The sequence below is a fragment of the Pseudomonas sp. MG-9 genome (genome assembly GCF_018729515.1).
Taxonomy (GTDB): Bacteria; Pseudomonadota; Gammaproteobacteria; order Pseudomonadales; family Pseudomonadaceae; genus Aquipseudomonas; species Aquipseudomonas serboccidentalis.
Window position 1 is genome coordinate 282,537 of sequence record NZ_JAHHZH010000006.1, and the last position, 23,112, is coordinate 305,648.

The following is a 23,112-nucleotide window of genomic DNA, read 5'->3' on the forward strand; positions in this document are numbered from 1 at the left end:
CGGCTGACTCATGAAGAGTCGGCCGTTCGGTTTTTTGTCTTCAACCGATTGCAGAGGGTTATCGATGAAAATGCTTCCCCTACGTGCGGCCGTCGCGGCTGCGTTGTTGAGCGCCGCCATCGGCGTCTCGGCCAAACCCTTGGTGGTCTGCACCGAAGCCAGTCCGGAAGGCTTCGATATGGTCCAGTACACAACTGCAGTCACGGCGGACGCTGTGGCCGAAACCATCTTCAACCGCCTGGCGGACTTCAAGCCCGGCACCACCGAAGTGATTCCGGCGCTGGCCGAATCCTGGGACATCAGTGAAGACGGCCTGACCTACACGTTCCACCTGCGCAAAGGCGTCAAGTTTCACACCACCGAATACTTCAAGCCGACGCGCGACATGAACGCCGACGACGTGGTCTGGAGCTTCCAGCGCCAGCTGGACCCGAATCACCCGTGGCACAAACTGTCGAGCGTGGGCTTCCCGTACTTTGAAAGCATGGGCTTCAAGGAACTGCTCAAAAGCGTAGAAAAAGTCGACGACAACACGGTCAAATTCACCCTGACCCGCCGCGAAGCGCCGTTCCTGGCCGACATCGCCATGGCGTTCTCCTCGATCTACCCGGCCGAATACGCCGACCAGTTGCTCAAGTCCGGCAAGACCGGCGACCTCAACAACAAACCGGTCGGCACCGGCCCGTTCATCTTCCAGCGTTACGCCAAGGACGCCCAAGTGCGCTTCAAGGCCAACCCGGACTACTTCCGTGGCAAGCCACCGGCCGACGCGTTGATTCTGGCGATCGCCACCGACAACAACGTGCGCCTGCAGAAGCTCAAGGCCAACGAGTGCCAGGTCGCGCTGTATCCGAAACCGGATGACATCCCGAGCATCAAGAAAGACAGCAACCTGAAGGTCGATGAACTGGATGCGATGACCGTGTCCTACGTCGCGATGAACACCCAGCACAAATACATGAGCGATGTGCGCGTGCGTAAGGCCATCGACATCGCCTTCGACAAGGAAGCCTACGTCAACGCGCTTTTCGGCAAGGGCAATGCTTCGGTGGCGGTCAACCCGTACCCGCCGACCCTGCTGGGCTATAACCACGACCTGAAGAACCCGCCACGCGACCTCGACAAGGCCCGCGCCCTGCTCAAGGAAGCCGGGGTTCCGGAAGGCACCGTGTTTACCCTGTTTACCCGTAACGGCGGCGGCCCGACCAACCCGAACCCGATGCTCGGCGCGCAAATGATGCAGGCTGACCTGGCGAAAGTCGGGATCAAGATCGACATCCGTGTGATGGAATGGGGCGAAATGCTTAAACGCGCCAAGGCCGGCGAACATGACATGGTCTCGGCCGGATGGGCGGGCGACAACGGCGACCCGGATAACTTCCTGACGCCTATGCTCAGTTGCGAAGCCGCCAAGAACGGCGAGAACTACGCGCGCTGGTGCAACGAGAAATTCCAGGCGCTGCTGGACGAAGCACGGGCTAAAGTAGATCCGGCCGAACGTGCGAAACTCTACGAGCAAGCCCAGGTCCTGTTTAATCAGGACCAGCCGTGGATCAGCATGGCCCACACCCGCATGTTTACTGCAATGCGCAAAAACGTAGAGGGCTACCACATCAGCCCTCTCACCACGAATAACTTCGCCACTACCCAGGTGAAGTAGATAAGAAACTCCCGGCCTCCCTGACCCCAGGGGCGCCGGGCACGCCTAACCGGCTGATGAGGTACCACACAAGATGTTTAGTTTTATTGCCCGCCGACTGGGGTTGTTGATCCCCACGTTTTTCGGCATCACCCTGCTGACTTTCGCGTTGATTCGCATGATCCCTGGCGACCCCGTGGAAGTGATGATGGGCGAACGTCGGGTCGACCCCGAAATGCACGCTCAGGCAATGGAACGCCTTGGTCTGAACAAGCCGCTGTATGCCCAGTATCTGGACTACATCGGCAAACTGGCCCACGGCGATCTCGGCGAATCCCTGCGTACTCGTGAGAGCGTATGGACCGAGTTCACCTCCCTCTTCCCGGCGACCCTGGAACTGTCCATGGCCGCCCTGCTGTTCGCCGGCATTCTGGGCCTTCTGGCCGGGGTGATCGCGGCCCTCAAGCGAGGATCCCTGTTCGACCATGGGGTGATGGGCATCTCCCTGGCGGGGTATTCGATGCCGATCTTCTGGTGGGGCCTGATCCTGATCATGTTCTTCTCGGTAAGCCTGGGCTGGACCCCGGTTTCCGGGCGGATCGACCTGCTCTACGACATCGAGCCGCGCACCGGCTTCATGCTGATCGACACGCTGCTGGCCGATGACGTCGGGGCGTTCTTCGATGCCCTGCATCACCTGATCCTGCCGGCCATCGTACTCGGCACCATTCCACTGGCAGTGATCGCGCGGATGACCCGTTCGTCGATGCTCGAAGTGCTGCGCGAAGACTACATCCGTACCGCCAAGGCCAAAGGCCTGTCGCCGTCGCGCGTGGTGTTCGTGCACGGTCTGCGCAACGCGCTGATCCCGGTACTGACCGTGGTCGGCCTGCAAGTCGGCACCCTGCTGGCCGGTGCAGTCCTGACCGAAACCATTTTCTCCTGGCCCGGCATTGGTAAATGGCTGATCGAAGCCATTGGCGCCCGGGACTACCCGGTTGTGCAAAACGGCATCCTGTTAATCGCCTGCCTGGTGATTCTGGTCAACTTCGTAGTGGACATCCTCTACGGCTTTGCCAACCCACGCATCCGTCATCAGCGCTGAGGTCCATACCATGAGCACTCCAACATCCTCAGTAGCCACTTCCGCCCCGAGCGCGGATCAAAGCCTGCTGTACCCGTCGCCGTACAAAGAATTCTGGCAAGCCTTCTCGAAAAACAAAGGCGCGGTTGCCGGCCTGCTGTTCATGCTGCTGGTGATTTTCTGCGCGATCTTCGCGCCGTGGGTCGCGCCGCATAACCCGAGCGAGCAATACCGTGACTTCCTGCTGACGCCACCGGCGTGGCTGGAAGGCGGGCAGATGCAATTTCTGCTCGGCACCGATGAACTGGGTCGCGACCTGCTGTCGCGGCTGATCCAGGGTTCGCGCCTGTCGCTGCTGATCGGTCTGTCGTCGGTGGTGATGTCGTTGATCCCGGGGATCCTGCTGGGTCTGTTCGCCGGGTTCTTCCCGAAAATGATCGGCCCGACCATCATGCGTCTGATGGACATCATGCTGGCCCTGCCGTCCCTGCTGCTGGCAGTGGCGATCGTCGCCATCCTCGGCCCTGGCCTGATCAACACCGTGATCGCCATTGCTGTGGTATCGCTGCCGTCCTACGTGCGTCTGACCCGTGCCGCCGTAATGGGCGAACTGAACCGCGACTACGTGACCGCCGCGCGCCTGGCCGGTGCCGGTCTGCCACGTCTGATGTTCATTACCGTGCTGCCCAACTGCATGGCGCCGCTGATCGTTCAGGCCACCCTGAGTTTCTCTTCGGCGATTCTCGACGCTGCGGCGCTGGGCTTCCTCGGCCTTGGCGTACAACCGCCAACCCCTGAGTGGGGCACCATGCTGGCCTCGGCCCGCGACTACATCGAACGCGCCTGGTGGGTAGTGAGCCTGCCGGGGCTGACCATTTTGCTCAGCGTGCTGGCAATCAACTTGATGGGCGACGGTCTGCGCGATGCGCTGGACCCGAAACTCAAGAACGCCGCCTGAGGAGATTCCCATGTCACTGCTAGAAATCAAGAATCTCAACGTTCGCTTCGGCGACAAGAACGCCGTTCCCGTGGTCGATGGCCTCGACCTGAAAGTGGACAAGGGCGAAGTTCTGGCGATCGTCGGCGAGTCCGGTTCGGGCAAGTCGGTGACCATGATGGCGCTGATGGGCCTGATCGAGCACCCGGGGATCGTCACTGCCGATGCCCTGAGCTTCGACGGCAAGAACATGCTCAAGCTGAGCAACCGCCAGCGTCGGCAGATCGTAGGCAAAGACCTGGCGATGGTCTTCCAGGACCCGATGACCGCGCTCAACCCAAGCTACACCGTCGGTTTCCAGATCGAAGAAGTGCTGCGCCTGCACCTGAAAATGTCCGGCAAGCAAGCGCGCAAACGCGCCATCGAACTGCTGGAAAAAGTGGAAATCCCGGGCGCCGCCAGCCGTATGGACGCCTACCCGCACCAACTGTCCGGCGGCATGAGCCAGCGCGTTGCGATCGCCATGGCGATTGCCGGCGAGCCGAAACTGCTGATCGCTGACGAGCCGACCACGGCTTTGGACGTGACGATTCAGGCGCAGATCATGGATCTGCTGCTGGCATTGCAGAAAGAACAGAACATGGGTCTGGTGCTGATCACCCACGACCTCGCCGTTGTGGCCGAAACCGCCCAGCGTGTGTGCGTGATGTACGCAGGGCAAGCCGTTGAAGTCGGTCAGGTGCCGCAACTGTTCGACATCCCGGCGCACCCGTACAGCGAAGCGCTGCTCAAGGCGATTCCCGAGCACAGCCTGGGCGCCGCACGCCTGTCGACCCTGCCGGGCATCGTTCCGGGCCGCTACGACCGTCCGCAGGGTTGCCTGCTGTCGCCGCGCTGCCCGTATGTGCAGGACAGCTGCCGCGCGCAGCGTCCGACCCTTGATCCGAAAAGCAACAGCCTCGCTCGCTGCTTCTTCCCGCTGAACCAGGAGGTGGCGTAATGGCCGTCGTACTTACCGCCCGCGACCTGACCCGTCACTACGAAGTCTCCCGTGGCCTGTTCAAGGGTCACGCGACCGTGCGCGCCCTCAACGGCGTGTCGTTCGAACTGGAAGCCGGCAAGACCCTCGCCGTGGTGGGCGAATCGGGCTGCGGCAAATCCACGCTCGCCCGCGCCCTGACCCTGATTGAAGAGCCGTCGTCCGGCTCGCTGAAAATCGCCGGTCAGGAAGTCGCCGGCGCCGACAAGGCCCAGCGCAAGCAACTGCGCAAAGACGTGCAGATGGTGTTCCAGAGCCCGTACGCGTCGTTGAACCCACGGCAGAAAATCGGTGATCAACTGGCCGAGCCACTGTTGATCAACACCAACCTGAGTGCCGCTGAACGTCGCGAGAAAGTCCAGGCGATGATGAAACAGGTAGGCTTGCGTCCTGAGCACTACCAGCGCTATCCGCACATGTTCTCCGGCGGTCAGCGCCAGCGTATCGCCTTGGCCCGGGCGATGATGCTGCAACCCAAAGTGCTGGTGGCGGACGAACCGACCTCGGCGCTGGACGTGTCGATTCAGGCGCAGGTGCTGAACCTGTTCATGGACCTGCAGCAGGAATTCAACACCGCCTACGTGTTCATCTCGCACAACCTGGCAGTGGTGCGTCACGTCGCCGACTCGGTGCTGGTGATGTACCTCGGCCGTCCGGTGGAAATGGGCCCGAAAGAGGACATCTACACCCGTCCCCTGCACCCGTACACCCAGGCCCTGTTGTCGGCGACGCCAACGATCCACCCGGATCCGGACAAGCCGAAAATCAAGATCGTCGGCGAACTGCCCAACCCGCTGAACCCGCCACCGGGCTGCGCTTTCCACAAGCGTTGCCCATACGCCACCGAGCGTTGCAGCACGGAAGAGCCGGCGTTGCGCCAGCTCGACAGCCGGCAAGTGGCTTGCCACTACGCCGAGCAGTTCCTCGACGGCGCGGCGTAAGCAAAACCGGAGAACGACACAAAACCTGTAGGAGCTGTCGAGTGAAACGAGGCTGCGATCTGTTGATTTTCAGAATCAAGATCAAAAGATCGCAGCGTGCCGCAGCTCCTACAGGAATCGTGTTTATCCGGAAGTAATGTGTTAACCAAGCCCCTTCTCTCTCGATTGCGCATCAGTCGGGGAAGAAGGGGTTTTCTTTTGCCCGCGAGTTACGACTGGCTGTCGCCTTCGTCATCGTCGGTGTCTGGCTCGTCGGTGGTCGAATCATCATCGTTCTCGCTGCCCCCCTGATCCTGATCGCCCGGTTCGGCTTCCGACTTGGCCAGCATGATCACACCCGCGTGGCCGTGGGCCGCATTAAATCCTTGGGGTGGCGTGGCGGTACTCGCCCAGGCCGCCGTGGTGCCAAGCGTCAACAGCACCAAAACCTTAAGCAACAGCACAATGCGTTGAAAAATGCTCATAGTCATTTCCATCCTTTCGTGGTTGAAGCCTGGATGCCGATCCGGCGCTGAATGAAATCTAGTTCCGATCAGCGAGGTTCACCAGATAGGACGCTAACCAGGCCCTGTAAATGCCCCGACCCGGTAGATCACTTGTGAATAACGGCTATAACCGAATCAGCTAAGCGAGGAGGCGTTTTTGCTGGCGGTCAGCGCCTTGGCCTGGGTCGCTGAGCGCGTCGCGAGGTCGATCAGCGGCAAGGTCAACAGTGCCAGTGTCGCGCTCGCAAGCCATACGCTGTGCCCTCCGAAGTGCCCATACAACTGACCACTGAGCACCGGCGACAGCAGTGCGCTCGCGCTCCAGCTCATGAAAAACAGACCAAAATACTGGCCGCTTTTGCCACCCTGCGCATGCTGCATGACCAGCACATTCATCGGCGGCATGAAAAAAGCTTCACCCAACGTCCAGATCACGGTCGACAAACACACGTAAAACAACCCGGAGCCAAACGGCAGCATGCCCAGCCCGACGGCCAGCAGCACACAGCCCGCCAGCAGTTGCCGACGCGCGCCCCAACGCTCGCCCCAGTGCGTCAGTGGAATCTGCAGCGCCACCACCAGCATCGCGTTGAGCCCGAACTGCCAACCGATGGCCTCGGTACTCAAGTGGTAATAGTCGCGCAGATAGTTGCCCAGCGTGCTGTAGACGGTGTCGAAGGCCATCCCCAGCAACACTGCCGCGCCCAGTAGCCAGAGGAATGCCGTGTCGCGCAACGGCGCGCCTGTGCCGGTGCCTGCCTCGGCCACCTCATCGGGTTCGAGCACCGCGCGGCGCCAAGTGGTGCGCACAAACCAGAGCAACGCCAGCAGCGTCATCGCCGCACTGCCAAAAAACACCCAACGAAAATCCGTCTGCGCCAACACCCCGCCGGCAATACCGGCAGCAGCCATCCCAAGATTTCGCGCGACCCGGCTCAGCGCTTGGGCGCGAGAGCGCTGTGCAGGCTCGCAATACTCCATGATCAAGCGCTGGTGCAGCGTTCGAATCGCCCCGTCGACGGCGCCACTGAGTAACAGCAAGGCGGCCAGCAACGGCACCTGCGTCACCAGCCCGAGCAGGATCAGCACCCACACAGAAACGAAGAACAGCGCCGCCGTCAGCCGCGCCGTACGCACATGGTCACTGAGCAGCCCGCCGAGCATCGAACCGATCAACAACCCGCCACCGTACGCCGACAACAGCCAGCCAACGGTCTCGATCGCCAACCCCAGCTCCTGGCGTAGATACAACGCCATGAACAACTTGACCATGCTGCTCAGGCGATTGATGAACAGCAACGCCGCCAGCACCCAGGCCATCAGACTGAAATAGCCGTTGGGGCGAAGCAGATGGACAAGGTTGCGCGTCATTCCATGACCTCTCAAAGCGACTTGCGTGGACCTGAACACTAACGGCCGGCGATCCGGTTGTCGCGCTCAAGAACATCGTAACCACAAAATACGGAGTCGCCCTACACTCCCCTGCAGGAGCTGTCGCAGGCTGCGATCTTTTGACTTTGCTGCCTTCGGCAGCTCAGTTGTTGAGTGCACTCAGCTAGAAAATGGTCGGCTGTCGGACCGTTATCGCGAGCAGGCTCACTCCTACAATTGGATTGAGTACAACTGCAAGAAACAGGTCGCCTGGCAGGCCGCCATCGCTGGCAAGCCAGGCTTCCACAGTGGATTGAGTTCAATCTGCCAGAGGGTGGTCGGCTGTCGGACCGTTATCGCGAGCAGGCTCACTCCTACAATTGGATTGAGTACAACTGCAAGAACAGGTCGCCTGGCAGGCCGCCATCGCTGGCAAGCCGGCTCCCACAGAAAAGCAAAATCAAGATCAAAAGATCGCAGCCTTCGGCAGCTCCTACACAGGATGAGCGTTAGCTCGGCTGCAGCTTTTGATCTGTAAGGCGACGTCGGAGGCTTCGTTCCGGGATTGATCCGGGCGTGGGAGCGCAGCGACCGTTTGGCGCAGCCAAACACAGCGAGAGGAGGTGCAGCGAAGCAAACCGTAGGCGCTGCGCCCGGAGCGAAGGAACCCCGAGCCCCAGCGAGCGGGCCGTACGTAGGAGCAAGCGTTTTTTGCTTACTTTTTTTGGCGTTTGAAAAAAAGTGAGTCGCCGTAAGGGCGAAACCGTCAGCCGCCACCCGCAGAAACGGATATACACCCAAAACAAAAGCAAAAAAAAGCCCCCAAGGCATACACCTAGGGGGCTTTGGACGAAACAATTCAGCGCTTAGTGATGCTCACGCGTCGCCCGGAATTTCACATCCGGCCAACGCTCTTCCATCAACGCCAGGTTAACCCGCGTCGGCGCCAGGTAAGTCAGGTGACCACCGCCATCCAGTGCCAGGTTCTCCACAGCCTTGTTGGAAAACTCCTCAAGCTTCTTCTTGTCGCTGCATTCGATCCAGCGCGCGGAGTACACAGTAATCGGCTCGTACGAGCACTCAACCTTGTATTCCTCTTTCAGGCGGCTGGCGACCACATCGAACTGCAGCACACCGACGGCACCAAGAATGATGTCGTTGCTGCGCTCCGGGAAGAACACCTGGGTCGCGCCTTCTTCCGCCAGCTGTTGCAGACCCTGACGCAACTGCTTGGATTTCAGCGGATCACGCAGACGCACGCGGCGGAACAGTTCCGGGGCGAAGTGCGGGATACCGGTGAAACCGAGGACTTCACCTTCGCTGAAGGTGTCGCCGATCTGGATCGTGCCGTGGTTGTGCAGACCGATGATGTCGCCGGCGTACGCTTCTTCCAACTGCTCACGCTCGGAGGAGAAGAACGTCAGGGCGTCGCCGATGCGCACATCCTTGCCGGTACGCACGTGGCGCATCTTCATGCCCTTCTCGTACTTGCCCGAGCAAATGCGCATGAAGGCGATGCGGTCGCGGTGTTTCGGGTCCATGTTCGCCTGGATCTTGAAGATGAAGCCCGAAAACTTCTCTTCCACCGGCTCCACGGTACGCTCGTTGGCGACACGGGCCAGCGGGCGCGGTGCCCAGTCAACGACAGCGTCGAGCACGTGGTCGACACCGAAGTTGCCCAGAGCGGTACCGAAGAACACCGGGGTCAGTTGACCGTCGAGGAACTCCTGCTGGTTGAACTCGTGGCAGGCGCCCTGCACCAGTTCCAGCTGTTCGAGGAAACGCTCGTACTCGTCGCCCAGGTGCGCACGCGCCTCGTCGGAGTCGAGCTTCTCGATGATCTTGGTTTCGGTGCGTTCGTGACCGTGACCGGCGGTGTAGACAATGATGTAGTCGTCGGCCAGGTGGTACACGCCCTTGAAGTCGCGGTAGCAACCGATCGGCCAGGTGATCGGCGCTGCCTTGATCTTCAGCACGGCTTCGATTTCGTCGAGCAGCTCGATCGGGTCGCGGATGTCGCGGTCGAGTTTGTTGATGAAGCTGACGATCGGCGTGTCACGCAGACGGCAGACGTCCATCAGCGCAATGGTCCGTGGCTCAACACCTTTACCGCCGTCGAGGACCATCAATGCCGAGTCGACCGCCGTCAGGGTGCGGTAGGTGTCTTCGGAGAAGTCTTCGTGGCCCGGGGTGTCGAGCAGGTTGATCATGTGTTCGCGATACGGGAACTGCATGACCGACGTGGTAATGGAAATACCCCGTTGTTTCTCCATCTCCATCCAGTCGGATGTCGCATGGCGATCGGATTTACGGGATTTCACCGTACCGGCCACCGCAATCGCCTTGCCCATCAACAGGAGCTTTTCGGTGATCGTGGTTTTACCGGCATCGGGGTGGGAAATAATGGCGAAAGTGCGGCGTTTCGCGACTTCGGCGGCCTGGTTGGTCATGGGAAATCGCCTGGCGGTGATTCAAAAAAGGGCGGCGAGTATAGCTTAAAAAGTGATCGCCAGACCACCGTCCCTCGGCCCCGCAAAACCCTGTAGGAGCTGCCGCTGGCTGCGATCTTTTGACCTGGCTTTTAAAAACAAAATCAAAAGATCGCAGCCTTCGGCAGCTCCTACGGGTGGCCAAACAGTGTCTAACGTGGGAACCTTTTAAAGCACGGAGACGTCCATCCCCTGTTACGACATTTCGTCAGGGGCTGAAAAATCAGCAAGTTAGCCTGACGAGGCTGCGCTCATGGCTCGCTTTCAGACCGCTTTTTGCCGGTGCTGAGGGAGCTGCTTCTCGCGAACGTTTATTCCCGGCAGCCAAGGCTTGGCATGCCACTCGGGAGAGCGTTCGCCGACTACAAAAAAAGGAGTCCGCCTGTGGCTATCCGCTATGGCAAAGGGCTGATGGGAGGTGCGGTGGTGATCGCGCTCCTGGCCCTGCTGGTCCACTGGATCGGCATCAACACGATCGAACACTACCGCGACGATTTGTTGTTTTACCTGCAAGCTCATCTGATTCTCGTCCTCGCTTCAATGCTGGCCGCCCTGGTCGTGGGCATCCCCGCCGGCATCTTCCTCAGTCGCCCGACCATGGTCGGCCGCGCCGAACGCTTCATGCAGATCTTCAATATCGGTAACACCGTGCCACCGCTGGCTGTACTGGCGATTGCCCTGGGGATTCTCGGCATCGGCAGTGGTCCGGCGATCTTCGCTTTATTCCTCGCCTCCCTGTTGCCGATCGTGCGCAACACCTACGAAGGCCTGAAAAACGTCCAAGGCTCGCTGAAAGAAGCCGCCGTCGGCATCGGCATGACCCCGCGCCAGGTGCTGTGGAAAGTCGAATTGCCCAACGCCGTACCGATCATCGTCGGTGGGGTGCGCGTGGCCTTGGCGATCAACGTCGGCACTGCGCCACTGGCGTTCCTGATCGGCGCCAACAGCCTCGGCAGCCTGATCTTCCCTGGCATCGCCCTGAACAATCAGCCGCAACTGCTGCTCGGCGCCGCGTGCACCGCGCTGCTGGCCTTGCTGCTCGATGGCGTGGTCACCCTCGCCAGCCGCCTCTGGCTGGAACGCGGTTTGCGCCCGTCTTAAGGCTCTTGCGAAGGAATATTTATGAAACGATTTAGCTCGTCTTTGGGATTGATAGCAGGCTGCATCCTGCTGTTCGCAGGAATCGCGCAAGCCGCTGAAAAACCGGTGATCCGCCTCGGCGCCCGGGTGTTCACCGAACAGACGCTGCTCGCGGAAATCACCGCGCAATACCTGCGCAGCAAAGGCTACGACGCGCAGATCACCGGCGGTCTGGGCAGCAACCTGGCCCGCAGCGCCCACGAAAGCGGGCAACTGGACATGCTCTGGGAATACACCGGCGTGTCGCTGGTAGCCTACAACCATGTCACCGAGAAACTCGACAGCGAACAGTCCTACGCCCGGGTGAAAGAACTCGACGCGAAAAAAGGCCTGGTCTGGCTGACTCCGTCGAAATTCAGCAACACCTACGCCCTCGCCCTGCCGAAAAAAGTGGCAGAGGAATATCCGCAGATCAACAACATCAGTCAGTTGAATGAGGTGCTGCAGACTGAAGCCAAGACCAACCACCTGGTGGCGCTGGACACCGAGTTCGCCAACCGCTCCGACGGTCTGGACGGCATGGTCAAGCTCTACGGCATGAACCTGACCCGCAAAAACATCCGCCAGATGGACGCGGGACTGGTCTACACCGCGCTGCGCAACGGTCAGGTATTTGCCGGTCTGGTCTACACCACCGACGGCCGCTTGAACGCTTTCGGCCTGAAGCTGCTGGAAGACGACAAGCACTACTTCCCGGATTACACCGCCGCACCCGTGGTGCGTCAGGCGTATCTGGACGCGCACCCGCAACTGGCCGAGCAGCTCAAGCCATTGGCGCAACTGTTCGACGACGAAACCATGCGCCAGCTCAACGCGCGGGTCGACGTCGACCACGAAAGCCCGTCGAAAGTCGCCACCGATTTCCTGCGCCAGCACCCACTCAACTAAGGAGGAAAAGTCATGGAATTTCTGAACGCCTTTTCCCACCTCGACTGGCAGCAGGTGATGCACCTGACCTGGCAGCACATCACCCTGGTCGGTATCGCCGTGACCCTGGCGATTGTCGTTGGCGTGCCGCTGGGCATTCTGATGACGCGCTTTCCGACCCTTGCCGGCCCGTTGCAGGCCAGCGCCACGGTGCTACTGACCGTGCCGTCGATTGCCCTGTTCGGTTTGCTGCTGCCGTTCTACTCCAAGTTCGGCCAGGGCCTCGGGCCGATGCCAGCGATCACCGCCGTGTTCCTCTATTCGCTGCTGCCGATCATGCGCAACACCTACCTCGCCCTGACCGGCGTGGAACCGGGCATTCGTGAAGCCGCACGCGGCATCGGCATGACCTTCGGCCAGCGCCTGCGCATGGTCGAGCTGCCGATTGCGGTACCGGTGATCCTCGCCGGTGTGCGCACCGCCGTGGTGATGAACATCGGCGTGATGACCATCGCCGCGACCATCGGCGCCGGCGGCCTTGGCGTGTTGATCCTCGCCTCCATCAGCCGCAGCGACATGTCGATGCTGATCGTCGGCGCGCTGCTGGTCAGTCTTCTGGCGATCTTCGCCGACCTCCTCCTGCAGTGGCTGCAACGCACGCTGACTCCAAAAGGACTCCTCAAATGATCGAACTTCAAAACCTCAGCAAGACCTTCCAGAGCAACGGCAAAGATGTCAAAGCCGTGGACTCGGTAAGCCTGACCGTCAATGAAGGCGAAATCTGTGTGTTCCTCGGGCCATCGGGTTGCGGCAAAAGCACCACACTAAAAATGATCAACCGCCTGATCAAACCGACCTCGGGCAAGATCCTGATCAACGGCGAGGACACCACCGATCTGGACGAAGTGACCCTGCGCCGTAACATCGGCTACGTGATTCAGCAGATCGGTCTGTTCCCGAACATGACCATCGAAGAGAACATCGTCGTGGTGCCGAAACTGCTCGGCTGGGACAAACAGAAATGCCACGACCGCGCTCGCGAACTGATGAGCATGATCAAGCTGGAACCCAAGCAGTATCTGCATCGCTACCCGCGTGAACTGTCCGGCGGCCAGCAGCAGCGGATCGGGGTGATCCGTGCATTGGCGGCGGATGCCCCGCTGTTGCTGATGGACGAGCCGTTCGGTGCGGTCGACCCGATCAACCGCGAGATGATCCAGAACGAGTTCTTCGAGATGCAACGGGCGCTGAACAAGACCGTGATCATGGTCAGCCACGACATCGACGAAGCGATCAAACTGGGCGACAAGATCGCGATCTTCCGCGCCGGCAAACTGCTGCAGATCGATCATCCAGACACCCTGCTCGCGCATCCGGCGGACGACTTTGTCAGCAACTTCGTCGGCCAGGACAGCACGCTCAAGCGTCTGTTGTTGGTGAAGGCAGAAGATGCGGCGGACAACGCACCGTCGGTGAGCCCGGAGACGCCAGTGGCTGATGCGCTGGAATTGATGGACGAACATGACCGCCGCTACGTGGTGGTCACCTGTGCCGAGAACAAGGCGCTGGGCTACGTGCGTCGCCGCGACCTGCACCGCCAGACCGGCACCTGCGCGCAATTTTTGCGCGAGTTCAACGCCACGGCGGCGTACGACGAGCATTTGCGCATCCTGCTGTCGCGCATGTACGAGTTCAATCGTTCGTGGCTGCCGGTGATGGATGCCGAGCGGGTGTTCCTCGGTGAGGTCACGCAGGAGTCGATTGCGGCGTATCTGAGCTCGGGACGTTCGCGGGGGATGAAGACCAATATCGTCTCGCCGGCTGAAGCCGTGGTTGCCTGATAGTCGGTAAAACACAAAACCCTGTAGGAGTGAGCCTGCTCGCGATAGCGCAATGTCAGTCGATGAAGATGTTGGCTGTAAAAAAGTCATCGCGAGCAGGCTCACTCCTACAGAAATGGGGGCGTTACCAAGTCATTCACAAGGCGGAAAAGAATCTCAACACCTGAGAACCAGACAGCATGCGCTGGATAGCCGTCCAAACAGCCAAAATCCCCCTCACCCCCATCTCTCGCGGCCATCGTCGCCGATGTTGCGCCCATCGCACTTACCCAATACTTAGCCGACAAAATCCGCGAACGTGCAGGTATTTTTAACACTTGAAAATTCTCGGGGAACATCTGTCCGTCATCTCGGTCGGCTACAAAGAGTGATGAACGCGACGCACGTCAGAAGCGTGCAAAAACGCGACATTTTTAGTTGATCTCAGGCCCCTCACGCCCTAAAGTTCGCGCCGAACGTCCATGCTGGAAACGATCCATCCGGCTCAAGTACTGACGACGAGACAGCAAGGCCAAGGGCAAATACGCCCGTGGCCTTTTTGCTTTCGGCGACATGCCTTGGGAAGTAGGCGAACCAAAGTGGGGATACGGAGGGCGTTCATTTGCACCCATTGTTTTTACGAGTTTGCCCATAGGAGCTCCCAGCATGTCGATTCAGGTCGAAGACTATTTCGCGCGCGCTACATTCGACAAAATGAAAGCGTTCGCCGACAAACAGGAAACCCCGTTCGTGGTGATCGACACCGCGATGATCGCCAAGGCCTACGATGACCTGCGCGCCGGTTTCGAATTCGCCAAGGTCTACTACGCGGTCAAGGCCAACCCGGCCGTCGAGATCATCGATCTGCTCAAAGAGAAAGGTTCGAGCTTCGACATCGCCTCCATCTATGAGCTGGACAAAGTGCTGAGCCGTGGCGTCAGCCCGGACCAGATCAGCTACGGCAACACCATCAAGAAATCCAAGGACATCCGCTACTTCTATGAGAAGGGCGTGCGCCTGTTCGCCACCGACTCGGAAGCCGACCTGCGCAACATCGCCAAGGCTGCCCCGGGCGCCAAAGTTTACGTGCGCATCCTGACCGAAGGCTCGACCACTGCCGACTGGCCCCTGTCGCGCAAGTTCGGCTGCCAGACCGACATGGCCATGGACCTGCTGATCCTCGCCCGCGACCTGGGCCTGGTGCCGTACGGCATTTCGTTCCACGTTGGCTCGCAACAGCGTGACATCAGCGTCTGGGACGCCGCGATCGCCAAGGTCAAAGTGATCTTCGAACGCCTGAAAGAAGAAGACGGCATTCACCTGAAGCTGATCAACATGGGCGGCGGCTTCCCGGCCAACTACATCACCCGTACCAACAGCCTGGAAACCTACGCCGAAGAAATCATCCGCTTTCTGAAAGAAGACTTCGGTGATGACCTGCCGGAAATCATTCTGGAGCCGGGCCGTTCGTTGATCGCCAACGCCGGCATTCTGGTCAGCGAAGTGGTACTGGTTGCCCGCAAATCCCGCACCGCCGTCGAGCGTTGGGTCTACACCGATGTGGGCAAGTTCTCCGGCCTGATCGAAACCATGGACGAAGCGATCAAGTTCCCGATCTGGACCGAGAAAAAAGGCGAGATGGAAGAAGTGGTCATCGCCGGCCCAACCTGTGACAGCGCCGACATCATGTACGAAAACTACAAGTACGGCCTGCCACTGAACCTGGCGATCGGTGATCGTCTGTACTGGCTGTCGACTGGTGCCTACACCACCAGTTACAGCGCCGTAGAGTTCAATGGCTTCCCGCCGCTGAAATCGTTTTACGTGTGACACGCAACGACTGAGAAAAAGGCCCATGGAAACCATGGGCCTTTTTTATTTGCGAAGCCATACCTCAAGATGGTTCAGCATCGCCATGCACTCATTGGCGTTCTCGGTAATAGCGGCCAGTTTGAAATTCAGCTCGCTCAGTTTCACCGCATTCATCGCCTGCAAGAGTTGATTGCACAGACCGTCGAGGCGCTGATAAAGCCCTTCAATGAATAGCCCCATCTGCGTACTCACCGAAACGAATCCACTGAATAACGCCACGACATCGGCCTTGTATTCAGCCGCCCTGATGGCCGGATCAGTCGAAGCATAGGCCAGGTCCCAGACCGGAGTCGTCAATGGATCGCCAAACAACCCCTGGGCAACCGTGGGAGTCGTATGGCACAGGCAGGAACGGTGATCCATGGCGCTGACAAACACTGACTTCAAACCAAATGACTCGTCGTGAACTTCCACGACCGTGTGTTTCAGCCGTCGTGTCTCGGCACTGAGCACATAGAACCGAAGTGCCAGTTCGTGTATCAGGCCAGCAACATTCTGCGCGGGAAACAACTTCCAGCTGGCCGACCGGGAAAGGCTGAACAGCCGAAAGTCCACTTGGCTGACGGGCTCGTGCCTGGAGGTTTTGCCTGCGATATCCAGGGATTCGCGAGTGAAAACCTCCAGATCCCCGATATACCCCGCGCCAAGAAGCCTTGACGCTTCGGTACGCGCCCAGAATTCTTGCAGGTAGCGCTGATTGAAAGGGGCGTTATTCAGACGCGAGTCCCTGGCCAGAACCGCCAATTGATGCCCCTCTTTTCTACGGCGCTCGCAAACCAGTGGTATCGCGTTGAATGTCATCGGCAAAGCGCCGAGAAATCGTATGTAGTGATCGAGCACACGCCGTTGCGCCGCTGAAAACTCATAAGCCAGAACATTCATGCTGTATCAGAGAAGGTGGGCCGGTAGCCCACCCTCCCAGCTCCTTGTTATTGATGAATGCTCTTCAAATGCTTGACGACTTCGGCGACTCGAACAATCGCAGCTTGCGCTCGGGTTTCGACGGGAAGCGAAGTGTTCTGCCTGAAATCACTGGCGAACTGCGTAAAGTCATCGATCAAAATGGAGAACTCTCCAGCGTATTTCGCACGGCCATCGTCCAGTTGATCCAGGGTTTCGACCAGTTCAATCCGGCCATCAATCCGGGCGATGTCTTTGATGTACTTGTTGATCTGCGTGCGCAGATCACCTGCCTTGTCATTCAGTCGGTTGTACGCCGCCAGCATATTGAGGAAGGAAATGGCCTCGCCAATGCCGGAAATCATTTTCTTCAGCGTATCGATAGCCAGCAAGACGACTTGCACCTGAGGTGGCGCCAGGCCCAGTGCCTTGATATTTTCCAGCGACAACTGCACTTGTTCGCCAATTTTCTCGATGCCCGCCTTGGCGATCAGATCAATCCCCTCGGAAACAGACTTCATCTCGACAGCCAGGCCTGCGAGTTTTTCGTCGAACGTGACCTTGAGCTCGACAGTCGTCGCACGTTCAGCCTTGAGCGTCACGACCCATTCGGCCGAGGCGCTGCGGTCGTAATGAGCGCTGATGCTCTTGTGCACAGCTTTCAGATCTTCGGTCTGGACCGATACCTTATTGAAGATATTCTTCAGCTCGACCTCCATATCTTCGCGAACTTCGTCCGCGTCCTCCGGATACTCCAACTCAGCCTGATAGCTGCGCAGTTTCTTCTCCGCGCGCTCCAGGTAAATGCCGGTGGCCTGTGCCTGACTCCGCAGGTCGTAGGTGGCCTTGTTGACGGCGAGCGCCAGATTGTTCATGGTCCCGACAGTCCCAGGCATGTAATCGAATTGCTCGAAGAGCATCTGAGCCGTGGTATTGAACCCTTGCACCGAAGCATTATGCTCACGCAGCCGGGTTATATTGAATGCGGGAACAGCCGAACTAACCGACAGCAAAGACATCATTGACCTACTCCGAACAACCAGACCGCTTCTCTCATAATCCTTATCAGCCTCCTCAAATACTTTCAGTAATTGATCGGAGCTGACTTTTATTTGCTCCCAAGGATCAATGATATTTAGCAATTGATTCTTGAAGCGCCGCAATGAGGTCGCTTCGAAAATACCATCAACCTCTTTGACAGAAGCTTCGACATAGTCACCCAGGGCATTCCATACCAGCATGAGGTTCTGCGTGGCAACCTCGGCTTCAATGGCCACGTAACTCAGATTCTGCAGATCATCTCGAATCTTGTTCAACGAACTCAGCGTCTGGTTCTTGCTTGCCATACTTTGGTTATCAACCTGCTGCAGTTGCTTCAGGCGGTTACGTTCAGAACGGATTTTCTCTGCCTTGACGCCTTGGTAGATACCCAGAATCAATCCACCAATATTCAGAGTGGCTGCCGCCTTGATCGCTTCCTGTACCAGTAGATCGTATTGCTTGTTCAGCTCATCAATTTCATTCGCGCGCTGATCAATGCCTTCTTGTAGCGTCTTGATATCGTTCTGATAGGTGTTCCTGGAGACAAACTGCAGTCGCAAGGCAATTTCCGGCAACACTTTTTCGCGCATATCGGTGCCGAAACTGTCCAGCTCGGCCCGCACCCGCTCGGCGCCCTGATGACAATTCGCAACTTTAGCCAACAAGTCATTGAGATAGGCCTTGATATCCAGGATATCGTCCGAAGACAGCTCCAGTTCGGGAAGCCCCGGCATCTGGCGTTTCAGGCTCAGATACTCCTCAGGCGTATTGATGTTGTGTTCTTCCAGATATCTCGAGGCTCTAAGGTCCTCATACACTTCTACAATGGCGTTACCTGTGCGAATGATACTGCCGGAAAAGATTTTCAGGTCCGTGCCCGTCAACATGATCTTTTCGCGCAACGGCGACCAGCGTTTGGCGTGATCATATGTCATGCTAAAGGTACGCAGGAAGTCCAACGCTTTTAGCCCCACCCCCCCTTCATCACCAGCACCATAGTTTAGATAGGCAATAACATCCTGCAGCCGAACGGGAAGCGAGAGGCCGAGAACCTCATACTTTCTAAGACTGATAATTTGCTCTTTTGTCAGTTGTATACCGGTACCCCGGTTATATTCTTCACCCGCCCCCAGCGAGGCATTCACAAATACCAGAGGTGCGTTTGCGGCGGCTTCGACCACCTTGTCATTCAACTTCAGCTCCATCAGAGACTCCTTGTCTTCCATGGATATTAATCATAATTACTTAATTTTCGATGCCAGCAAGCAACTTCCAACTACTTGAATACAAACATCGAACACAACACTAACCAGGCAAAACCAATCAACCAAGCCATCAACTATTAAAATTAAATACAAGAACAAAAAACTAACTACTTACTCAATAGCCAGAATAGATTGTTGGTTGGTTATTCAAGCAGCTAACAACTCACCAAGCCGCCGCCGATAAGCATCGACCATCTGGCGAATCTGCGGGTGACGGGCGTTCGACAATGAGTCGATGCTCACCCGCAAGAAGCTCGCATTCCCTGCAGCCAGTGCCTTGCGCAACCAGCCCAGTGCGTCCTCGATCAGTCCTGCATCAGCCAGCACAGCGGCGTAACTGAACTGCCCCCGAAAATCCCCGCCCTCGGCCGAGCGTCGATACCAGTCACGCGCCAGCAACGGATCCGCCGGGCACACCTGCCCTTCTTCCAGATAACGTCCCAGCAGGTTCATCGACTTCGCATGGCCTGCTTCAGCAGCGCGTCTGTACAGCGTCAATGCCTGAAGCTGATCCCCCGCCACACCTCGCCCAGTGGCCAGCAGATTGGCCAGGTTGTACATCGCCCAATCAAGCCCGGCATCTGCGGCGATTCGATAATGCTGCGCGGCAGTCGCCGCATCCGCCACACAACCCCAGCCATGTTCATGGCAACGGCCGAGCATGTTGCGCGCCATCAGGTGCCCCTGCCCGGCAGCGATGCCGAACCAACGCAGCGCCAGCGGCTGATCCTGGGCGATGCCACGGCCATCGAGCAGGATCTGTCCGAGCAGTGCCTGCGCTTCGACAATGCCCTGGCCGGCAGCCAGCAGAATCGCCTGCGCGGCACGGGCCGGGCTTTCTTCGAGCATGGCGCTGAGCTGCGTGCCGTCGAGCACTTCTTCGCGGCGCAGTTGATAACTCATACCTCGACCCAGCGCCGCAGCAGGTTGTGATAGGTGCCGGTGAGGCGAATCAGCGACGGGTGATCGGGCATGTCTTGCGTCAGTTGCTGGATCGCCCCGTCCATCTCGAACAGCAACGCGCGCTGGCTGTCTTCGCGCACCAGGCTTTGCGTCCAGAAAAACGAGGCATAGCGCGCACCGAGGGTGACGGCGTTGACCTTGTGCAGACTGGTGCCCGGGTACAGCACCATGTCGCCGGCCGGGAGTTTCACCCGTTGGCTGCCGAAAGTGTCCTGGATCTCCAGCTCGCCACCGTCGTAATCCTCGGGCTCACTGAAAAACAGCGTGGCCGACAGATCGGTGCGCACCCGCTCGATGCTGCCCTTGGGCTGGCGCACGGCATTGTCGATGTGAAAGTCGAAACTGCCGCCCGCTGTGTAGCAGTTGAGCAACGGAGGAAAGACTTTGTGCGGCAGCGCGGCCGACATGAACAACGGATTTTTCCACAGCCGTTCGAGCATCGCTGCGCCGATTTCCTTGGCCAGTGGATGGCCTTCAGGCAGTTGCAGATTGTGCTTGGCCTTGGCCGACTGATAGCCGGCGGTGATCTTGCCATCGGCCCAGTCAGCCTGTTCCAGCGCCTCGCGGATGCGCTGCACTTCGTCTTTGGCGAACAGGCCGGGGATGTGCAGCAGCATGGCGATCGTACCTGATGGTAAAGGGGTGCCAATGGTATTGATTCTTATTGACCATGTAAAACCCGCACGACGGATGAATCGGCAAAAACCGTAAGGTGAAATTGTAAAGAATGTAAATTCGTCGCGAATAACAATATTTCGCAATTGATACGAATACCTGTTTACCCTATATTCCGCGACCTCAAATCCTTGGGGAGGGGAATTCACATGTCACGCCAACAACTACAATCAGCCGTCAGTTCACCGCGTTTGCTCGCCTCTGCCATCGGCATGGCAATCACTGCCGGCTCTGCCGGACACATGGCCTTCGCTGCGCAGCAAACGGATGAAAAAGCCTCGGGCAATGCGATTGCGCTGGACGCCACCAGCGTTGTTGGCGAGCAACAGGACACCTCCTACAAAACCGATACATCGCAATCGAAAAAATACACCGCACCGCTGCGCGAAACGCCAAAAAGCGTGACCGTCATCCCGCAACAAGTGATCCGCGACACGGGCGCCACCAGTCTGGTCGATGCCCTGCGTACCACGCCCGGCATCACCTTCGGTGCCGGCGAAGGCGGCAACCCGGCCGGTGACCGCCCGATCATTCGGGGCTTCAACGCCGAGAGTGACGTGTTCATTGACGGCATGCGCGACCCGGCCTCGCAGAGTCGCGAGATCTTCGACGTCGAATCGGTCGAAGTCAGCAAGGGCCCGGGCTCGGCCTTCACTGGCGCCGGCTCCACCGGTGGCAGCCTGAATATGGTCAGCAAGACCGCCAAACTGGGCAGTTTCTACAACGGTGGTTTCACCTGGGGCTCGGACCAGACCAAGCGCACCACTCTGGACCTGAACCAGCAGATGACCGACACCTCGGCCTTGCGTCTGAACCTGATGAAACATGAAGCCAACGTCGCCGGACGTGATGGCGTGGACGTCAGCCGCTGGGGCGTGGCACCGACCTTCTCGTTCGGCCTGGGCACCGACACCCGGGTGATCGTCGGTTACTACCACAACGAAACCGACGACATTCCGGACTACGGCATCCCGCTGACCTCCAGTTCAAACCGCAGCAAATACCACGTCGACAAACCGGCCAACGTCAACCGCGACAACTTCTACGGTCTCACCAGCCGTGACTATCGCCAGACCAGTGACGACAGCGGCACCTTCAAGATCGAGCATGACCTGAATGATGACCTGACGGTCTCCAACAGCTTCCGCATGTCGCGCTCGACCCTCGACTACATCGTCAGCAACCCGGACGACAGCAAGGGCAACGTGGCCAATGGCAGCGTCTATCGTGGCGCCAAGAGCCGCAACTCGACCTCCAGCGGCTGGGTCAACCAGACCGACCTGAGTGCCAAATTCAACACGGCCGGCATTGAGCACAGCCTGGTCACCGGCCTGGAGTTCTCCTACCAGGACACCCACAACCGGCCGTATGTGCTGACTTCGTCCGCCAGCGGCACCACGTGCAACGCTGCGCTGTTCCGTTCTGGCGACTGCACCAACCTGTACAAGCCAACGCCTGGGGATAACTGGTCGGGCAAAATCACTGACAGCGCCGCGTACACCGATACCGACACCAAAACCGCGGCGGCTTACGTCTTCGACACGCTGAAGTTCAACGAGCAATGGTCGCTGAATCTGGGCCTGCGTTATGACAATTATCAGACCGAATCCAGCGGTTACAGCACCGGCGGTCGCGGCGCGGTGGCGGGCAACTTCTCCCGCGAGAACACCAGCGACCTGCTCAACTACCAGATCGGCGTGGTCTACAACCCACTGCCTAACGGCAGTGTCTACGCGGCCTATTCCACCTCCAGCAACCCGGCCGGCGAAACCAGCGGTAACGGCGGCCTGGAACTGACGGCGAACAACAGCGACCTGGATCCGGAAAAAAACCGCAACTACGAGATCGGTACCAAGTGGGACTTCTTCGGTGACGATCTGTCGCTGACCGCAGCGCTGTTTCGCACCGAGAAAACCAATGCGCGTATCGACGACCCGGACGGCGCCACCACCCAGGTGCTCGATGGCGAACAGGTCGTCAATGGCCTTGAGCTGACCTACAGCGGCAAACTGACACGTAACTGGAAAGTCTTCGGCGGCTACACCTACATGGACAGCGAAGTGGTCAAGACCACCCTCGCCGCCGACAAGGGCAACCACATGCCGAGCACACCGCGCAACAACTTCACCCTGTGGTCGACCTATGACCTGATCCCGGAAAAACTGACCATTGGCGGCGGTGCAACCTTCGTCGACTCGCAGTTCGGTAACGTCGCCAACTCGGTGGAGATCCCGTCCTACTGGCGCTACGACGCCATGGCCAGTTACGCCCTGACCAAGAACGTCGACCTGCAGCTCAACGTGCAAAACCTGACCGACAAGCGTTACTTCGACCAGGTGTTCCAGACCCACTACGCCCATGTGGCGGCGGGTCGCACAGCGCTGCTGAGCGCCAACTTCCACTTCTGACCCTGTAGGAGCTGCGGCACGCTGCGATCTTTTGATCTTGATTCTTAAAAACCAACATCAAAAGATCGCAGCGTGCCGCAGCTCCTACAAAGAACAAAGCCCCGTTCATTCAATTGAACGGGGCCTTTGTGCGTAATCAAAGAAGCTCTCGACAACCCACGGCATAATGCGCGCCG

The 23,112-nt window shown here is 58.7% G+C and carries 18 protein-coding genes; 11 read left to right on the forward strand and 7 right to left on the reverse strand.

The genetic code is table 11. The features are described 5' to 3' along the window. Nucleotides 1-64 precede the first annotated feature (64 nt). The 5 genes from KKQ10_RS17885 (at nucleotide 65) to KKQ10_RS17905 (ending at nucleotide 5,640) form a co-directional block, all read left to right on the forward strand. The gene (locus KKQ10_RS17885; RefSeq protein ID WP_127649823.1) at nucleotides 65-1,660 is read left to right on the forward strand and encodes an ABC transporter substrate-binding protein; all 1,596 of its coding nucleotides are present in this window, start codon (nucleotides 65-67) and stop codon (nucleotides 1,658-1,660) included. A gap of 73 nt (nucleotides 1,661-1,733) precedes the next feature. Beyond that, nucleotides 1,734-2,744, forward strand: a complete 1,011-nt coding sequence (locus KKQ10_RS17890; protein WP_008085273.1) for an ABC transporter permease subunit — start codon at nucleotides 1,734-1,736, stop codon at nucleotides 2,742-2,744. A gap of 10 nt (nucleotides 2,745-2,754) precedes the next feature. Next, entirely contained in the window at nucleotides 2,755-3,681 is a 927-nt protein-coding gene (locus KKQ10_RS17895) for an ABC transporter permease subunit (protein WP_003221608.1), read from the forward strand. 10 nt (nucleotides 3,682-3,691) lie between these two features. Beyond that, nucleotides 3,692-4,660, forward strand: a complete 969-nt coding sequence (locus KKQ10_RS17900) for an ABC transporter ATP-binding protein (RefSeq protein WP_127649824.1) — start codon at nucleotides 3,692-3,694, stop codon at nucleotides 4,658-4,660. After that, nucleotides 4,660-5,640, forward strand: a complete 981-nt coding sequence (locus tag KKQ10_RS17905; RefSeq protein ID WP_127649825.1) for a peptide ABC transporter ATP-binding protein — start codon at nucleotides 4,660-4,662, stop codon at nucleotides 5,638-5,640. Before KKQ10_RS17900 ends, KKQ10_RS17905 begins: the two co-directional genes overlap by 1 nt. A 209-nt stretch (nucleotides 5,641-5,849) precedes the next feature. Here KKQ10_RS17905 and KKQ10_RS17910 read toward each other — a convergent pair whose 3' ends face one another. From KKQ10_RS17910 to KKQ10_RS17920, 3 genes are all read right to left on the reverse strand, one after another. Then, nucleotides 5,850-6,104, reverse strand: coding sequence for a hypothetical protein (locus KKQ10_RS17910; protein WP_127649826.1), 255 nt, complete (start codon nucleotides 6,102-6,104; stop codon nucleotides 5,850-5,852). Between the two features lie 156 nt (nucleotides 6,105-6,260). Next, the gene (locus KKQ10_RS17915; protein WP_215501841.1) at nucleotides 6,261-7,496 is read right to left on the reverse strand and encodes an MFS transporter; all 1,236 of its coding nucleotides are present in this window, start codon (nucleotides 7,494-7,496) and stop codon (nucleotides 6,261-6,263) included. Nucleotides 7,497-8,362: 866 nt separating this feature from the next. Continuing rightward, nucleotides 8,363-9,946, reverse strand: coding sequence for a peptide chain release factor 3 (locus KKQ10_RS17920; RefSeq protein WP_007965665.1), 1,584 nt, complete (start codon nucleotides 9,944-9,946; stop codon nucleotides 8,363-8,365). 450 nt (nucleotides 9,947-10,396) lie between these two features. On the opposite strand from KKQ10_RS17920, the gene KKQ10_RS17925 reads away from it, so the two are divergent. From KKQ10_RS17925 to KKQ10_RS17945, 5 genes are all read left to right on the forward strand, one after another. Next, the gene (locus KKQ10_RS17925; protein ID WP_172667905.1) at nucleotides 10,397-11,086 is read left to right on the forward strand and encodes an ABC transporter permease; all 690 of its coding nucleotides are present in this window, start codon (nucleotides 10,397-10,399) and stop codon (nucleotides 11,084-11,086) included. A gap of 21 nt (nucleotides 11,087-11,107) precedes the next feature. Continuing rightward, a complete protein-coding gene (locus KKQ10_RS17930; RefSeq protein WP_215501842.1) occupies nucleotides 11,108-12,013 on the forward strand; it encodes a glycine betaine ABC transporter substrate-binding protein in 906 nt (301 codons plus the stop codon). 12 nt (nucleotides 12,014-12,025) lie between these two features. Continuing rightward, nucleotides 12,026-12,679 carry an ABC transporter permease gene (locus tag KKQ10_RS17935; protein WP_064585940.1) on the forward strand — a complete coding sequence of 218 codons (654 nt, stop codon included), beginning with the start codon at nucleotides 12,026-12,028 and terminating at the stop codon, nucleotides 12,677-12,679. Beyond that, nucleotides 12,676-13,833, forward strand: a complete 1,158-nt coding sequence (locus KKQ10_RS17940) for an osmoprotectant ABC transporter ATP-binding protein OsmV (RefSeq protein WP_047291222.1) — start codon at nucleotides 12,676-12,678, stop codon at nucleotides 13,831-13,833. Before KKQ10_RS17935 ends, KKQ10_RS17940 begins: the two co-directional genes overlap by 4 nt. A gap of 645 nt (nucleotides 13,834-14,478) precedes the next feature. Beyond that, nucleotides 14,479-15,642, forward strand: coding sequence for a type III PLP-dependent enzyme (locus KKQ10_RS17945; RefSeq protein WP_127649829.1), 1,164 nt, complete (start codon nucleotides 14,479-14,481; stop codon nucleotides 15,640-15,642). A 45-nt stretch (nucleotides 15,643-15,687) separates the two neighbouring features. Here KKQ10_RS17945 and KKQ10_RS17950 read toward each other — a convergent pair whose 3' ends face one another. From KKQ10_RS17950 to KKQ10_RS17965, 4 genes are all read right to left on the reverse strand, one after another. Next, on the reverse strand, nucleotides 15,688-16,566 hold the full coding sequence (locus KKQ10_RS17950; RefSeq protein ID WP_215501843.1) for a hypothetical protein: 879 nt from the start codon (nucleotides 16,564-16,566) through the stop codon (nucleotides 15,688-15,690). A 47-nt stretch (nucleotides 16,567-16,613) separates the two neighbouring features. Further along, on the reverse strand, nucleotides 16,614-18,830 hold the full coding sequence (locus KKQ10_RS17955) for an alpha-xenorhabdolysin family binary toxin subunit A (protein ID WP_215501844.1): 2,217 nt from the start codon (nucleotides 18,828-18,830) through the stop codon (nucleotides 16,614-16,616). A gap of 207 nt (nucleotides 18,831-19,037) precedes the next feature. After that, nucleotides 19,038-19,793: a tetratricopeptide repeat protein gene (locus tag KKQ10_RS17960; RefSeq protein WP_215501845.1), complete on the reverse strand. Its 756-nt coding sequence runs from the start codon at nucleotides 19,791-19,793 to the stop codon at nucleotides 19,038-19,040. After that, nucleotides 19,790-20,470: a Fe2+-dependent dioxygenase gene (locus KKQ10_RS17965; RefSeq protein ID WP_215501846.1), complete on the reverse strand. Its 681-nt coding sequence runs from the start codon at nucleotides 20,468-20,470 to the stop codon at nucleotides 19,790-19,792. Before KKQ10_RS17965 ends, KKQ10_RS17960 begins: the two co-directional genes overlap by 4 nt. Nucleotides 20,471-20,677: 207 nt before the next feature. Between KKQ10_RS17965 and KKQ10_RS17970 the strand changes: the two genes are divergently transcribed. Then, entirely contained in the window at nucleotides 20,678-22,936 is a 2,259-nt protein-coding gene (locus KKQ10_RS17970) for a TonB-dependent receptor (protein ID WP_215501847.1), read from the forward strand. The last annotated feature ends 176 nt before the right edge of the window (nucleotides 22,937-23,112 follow it).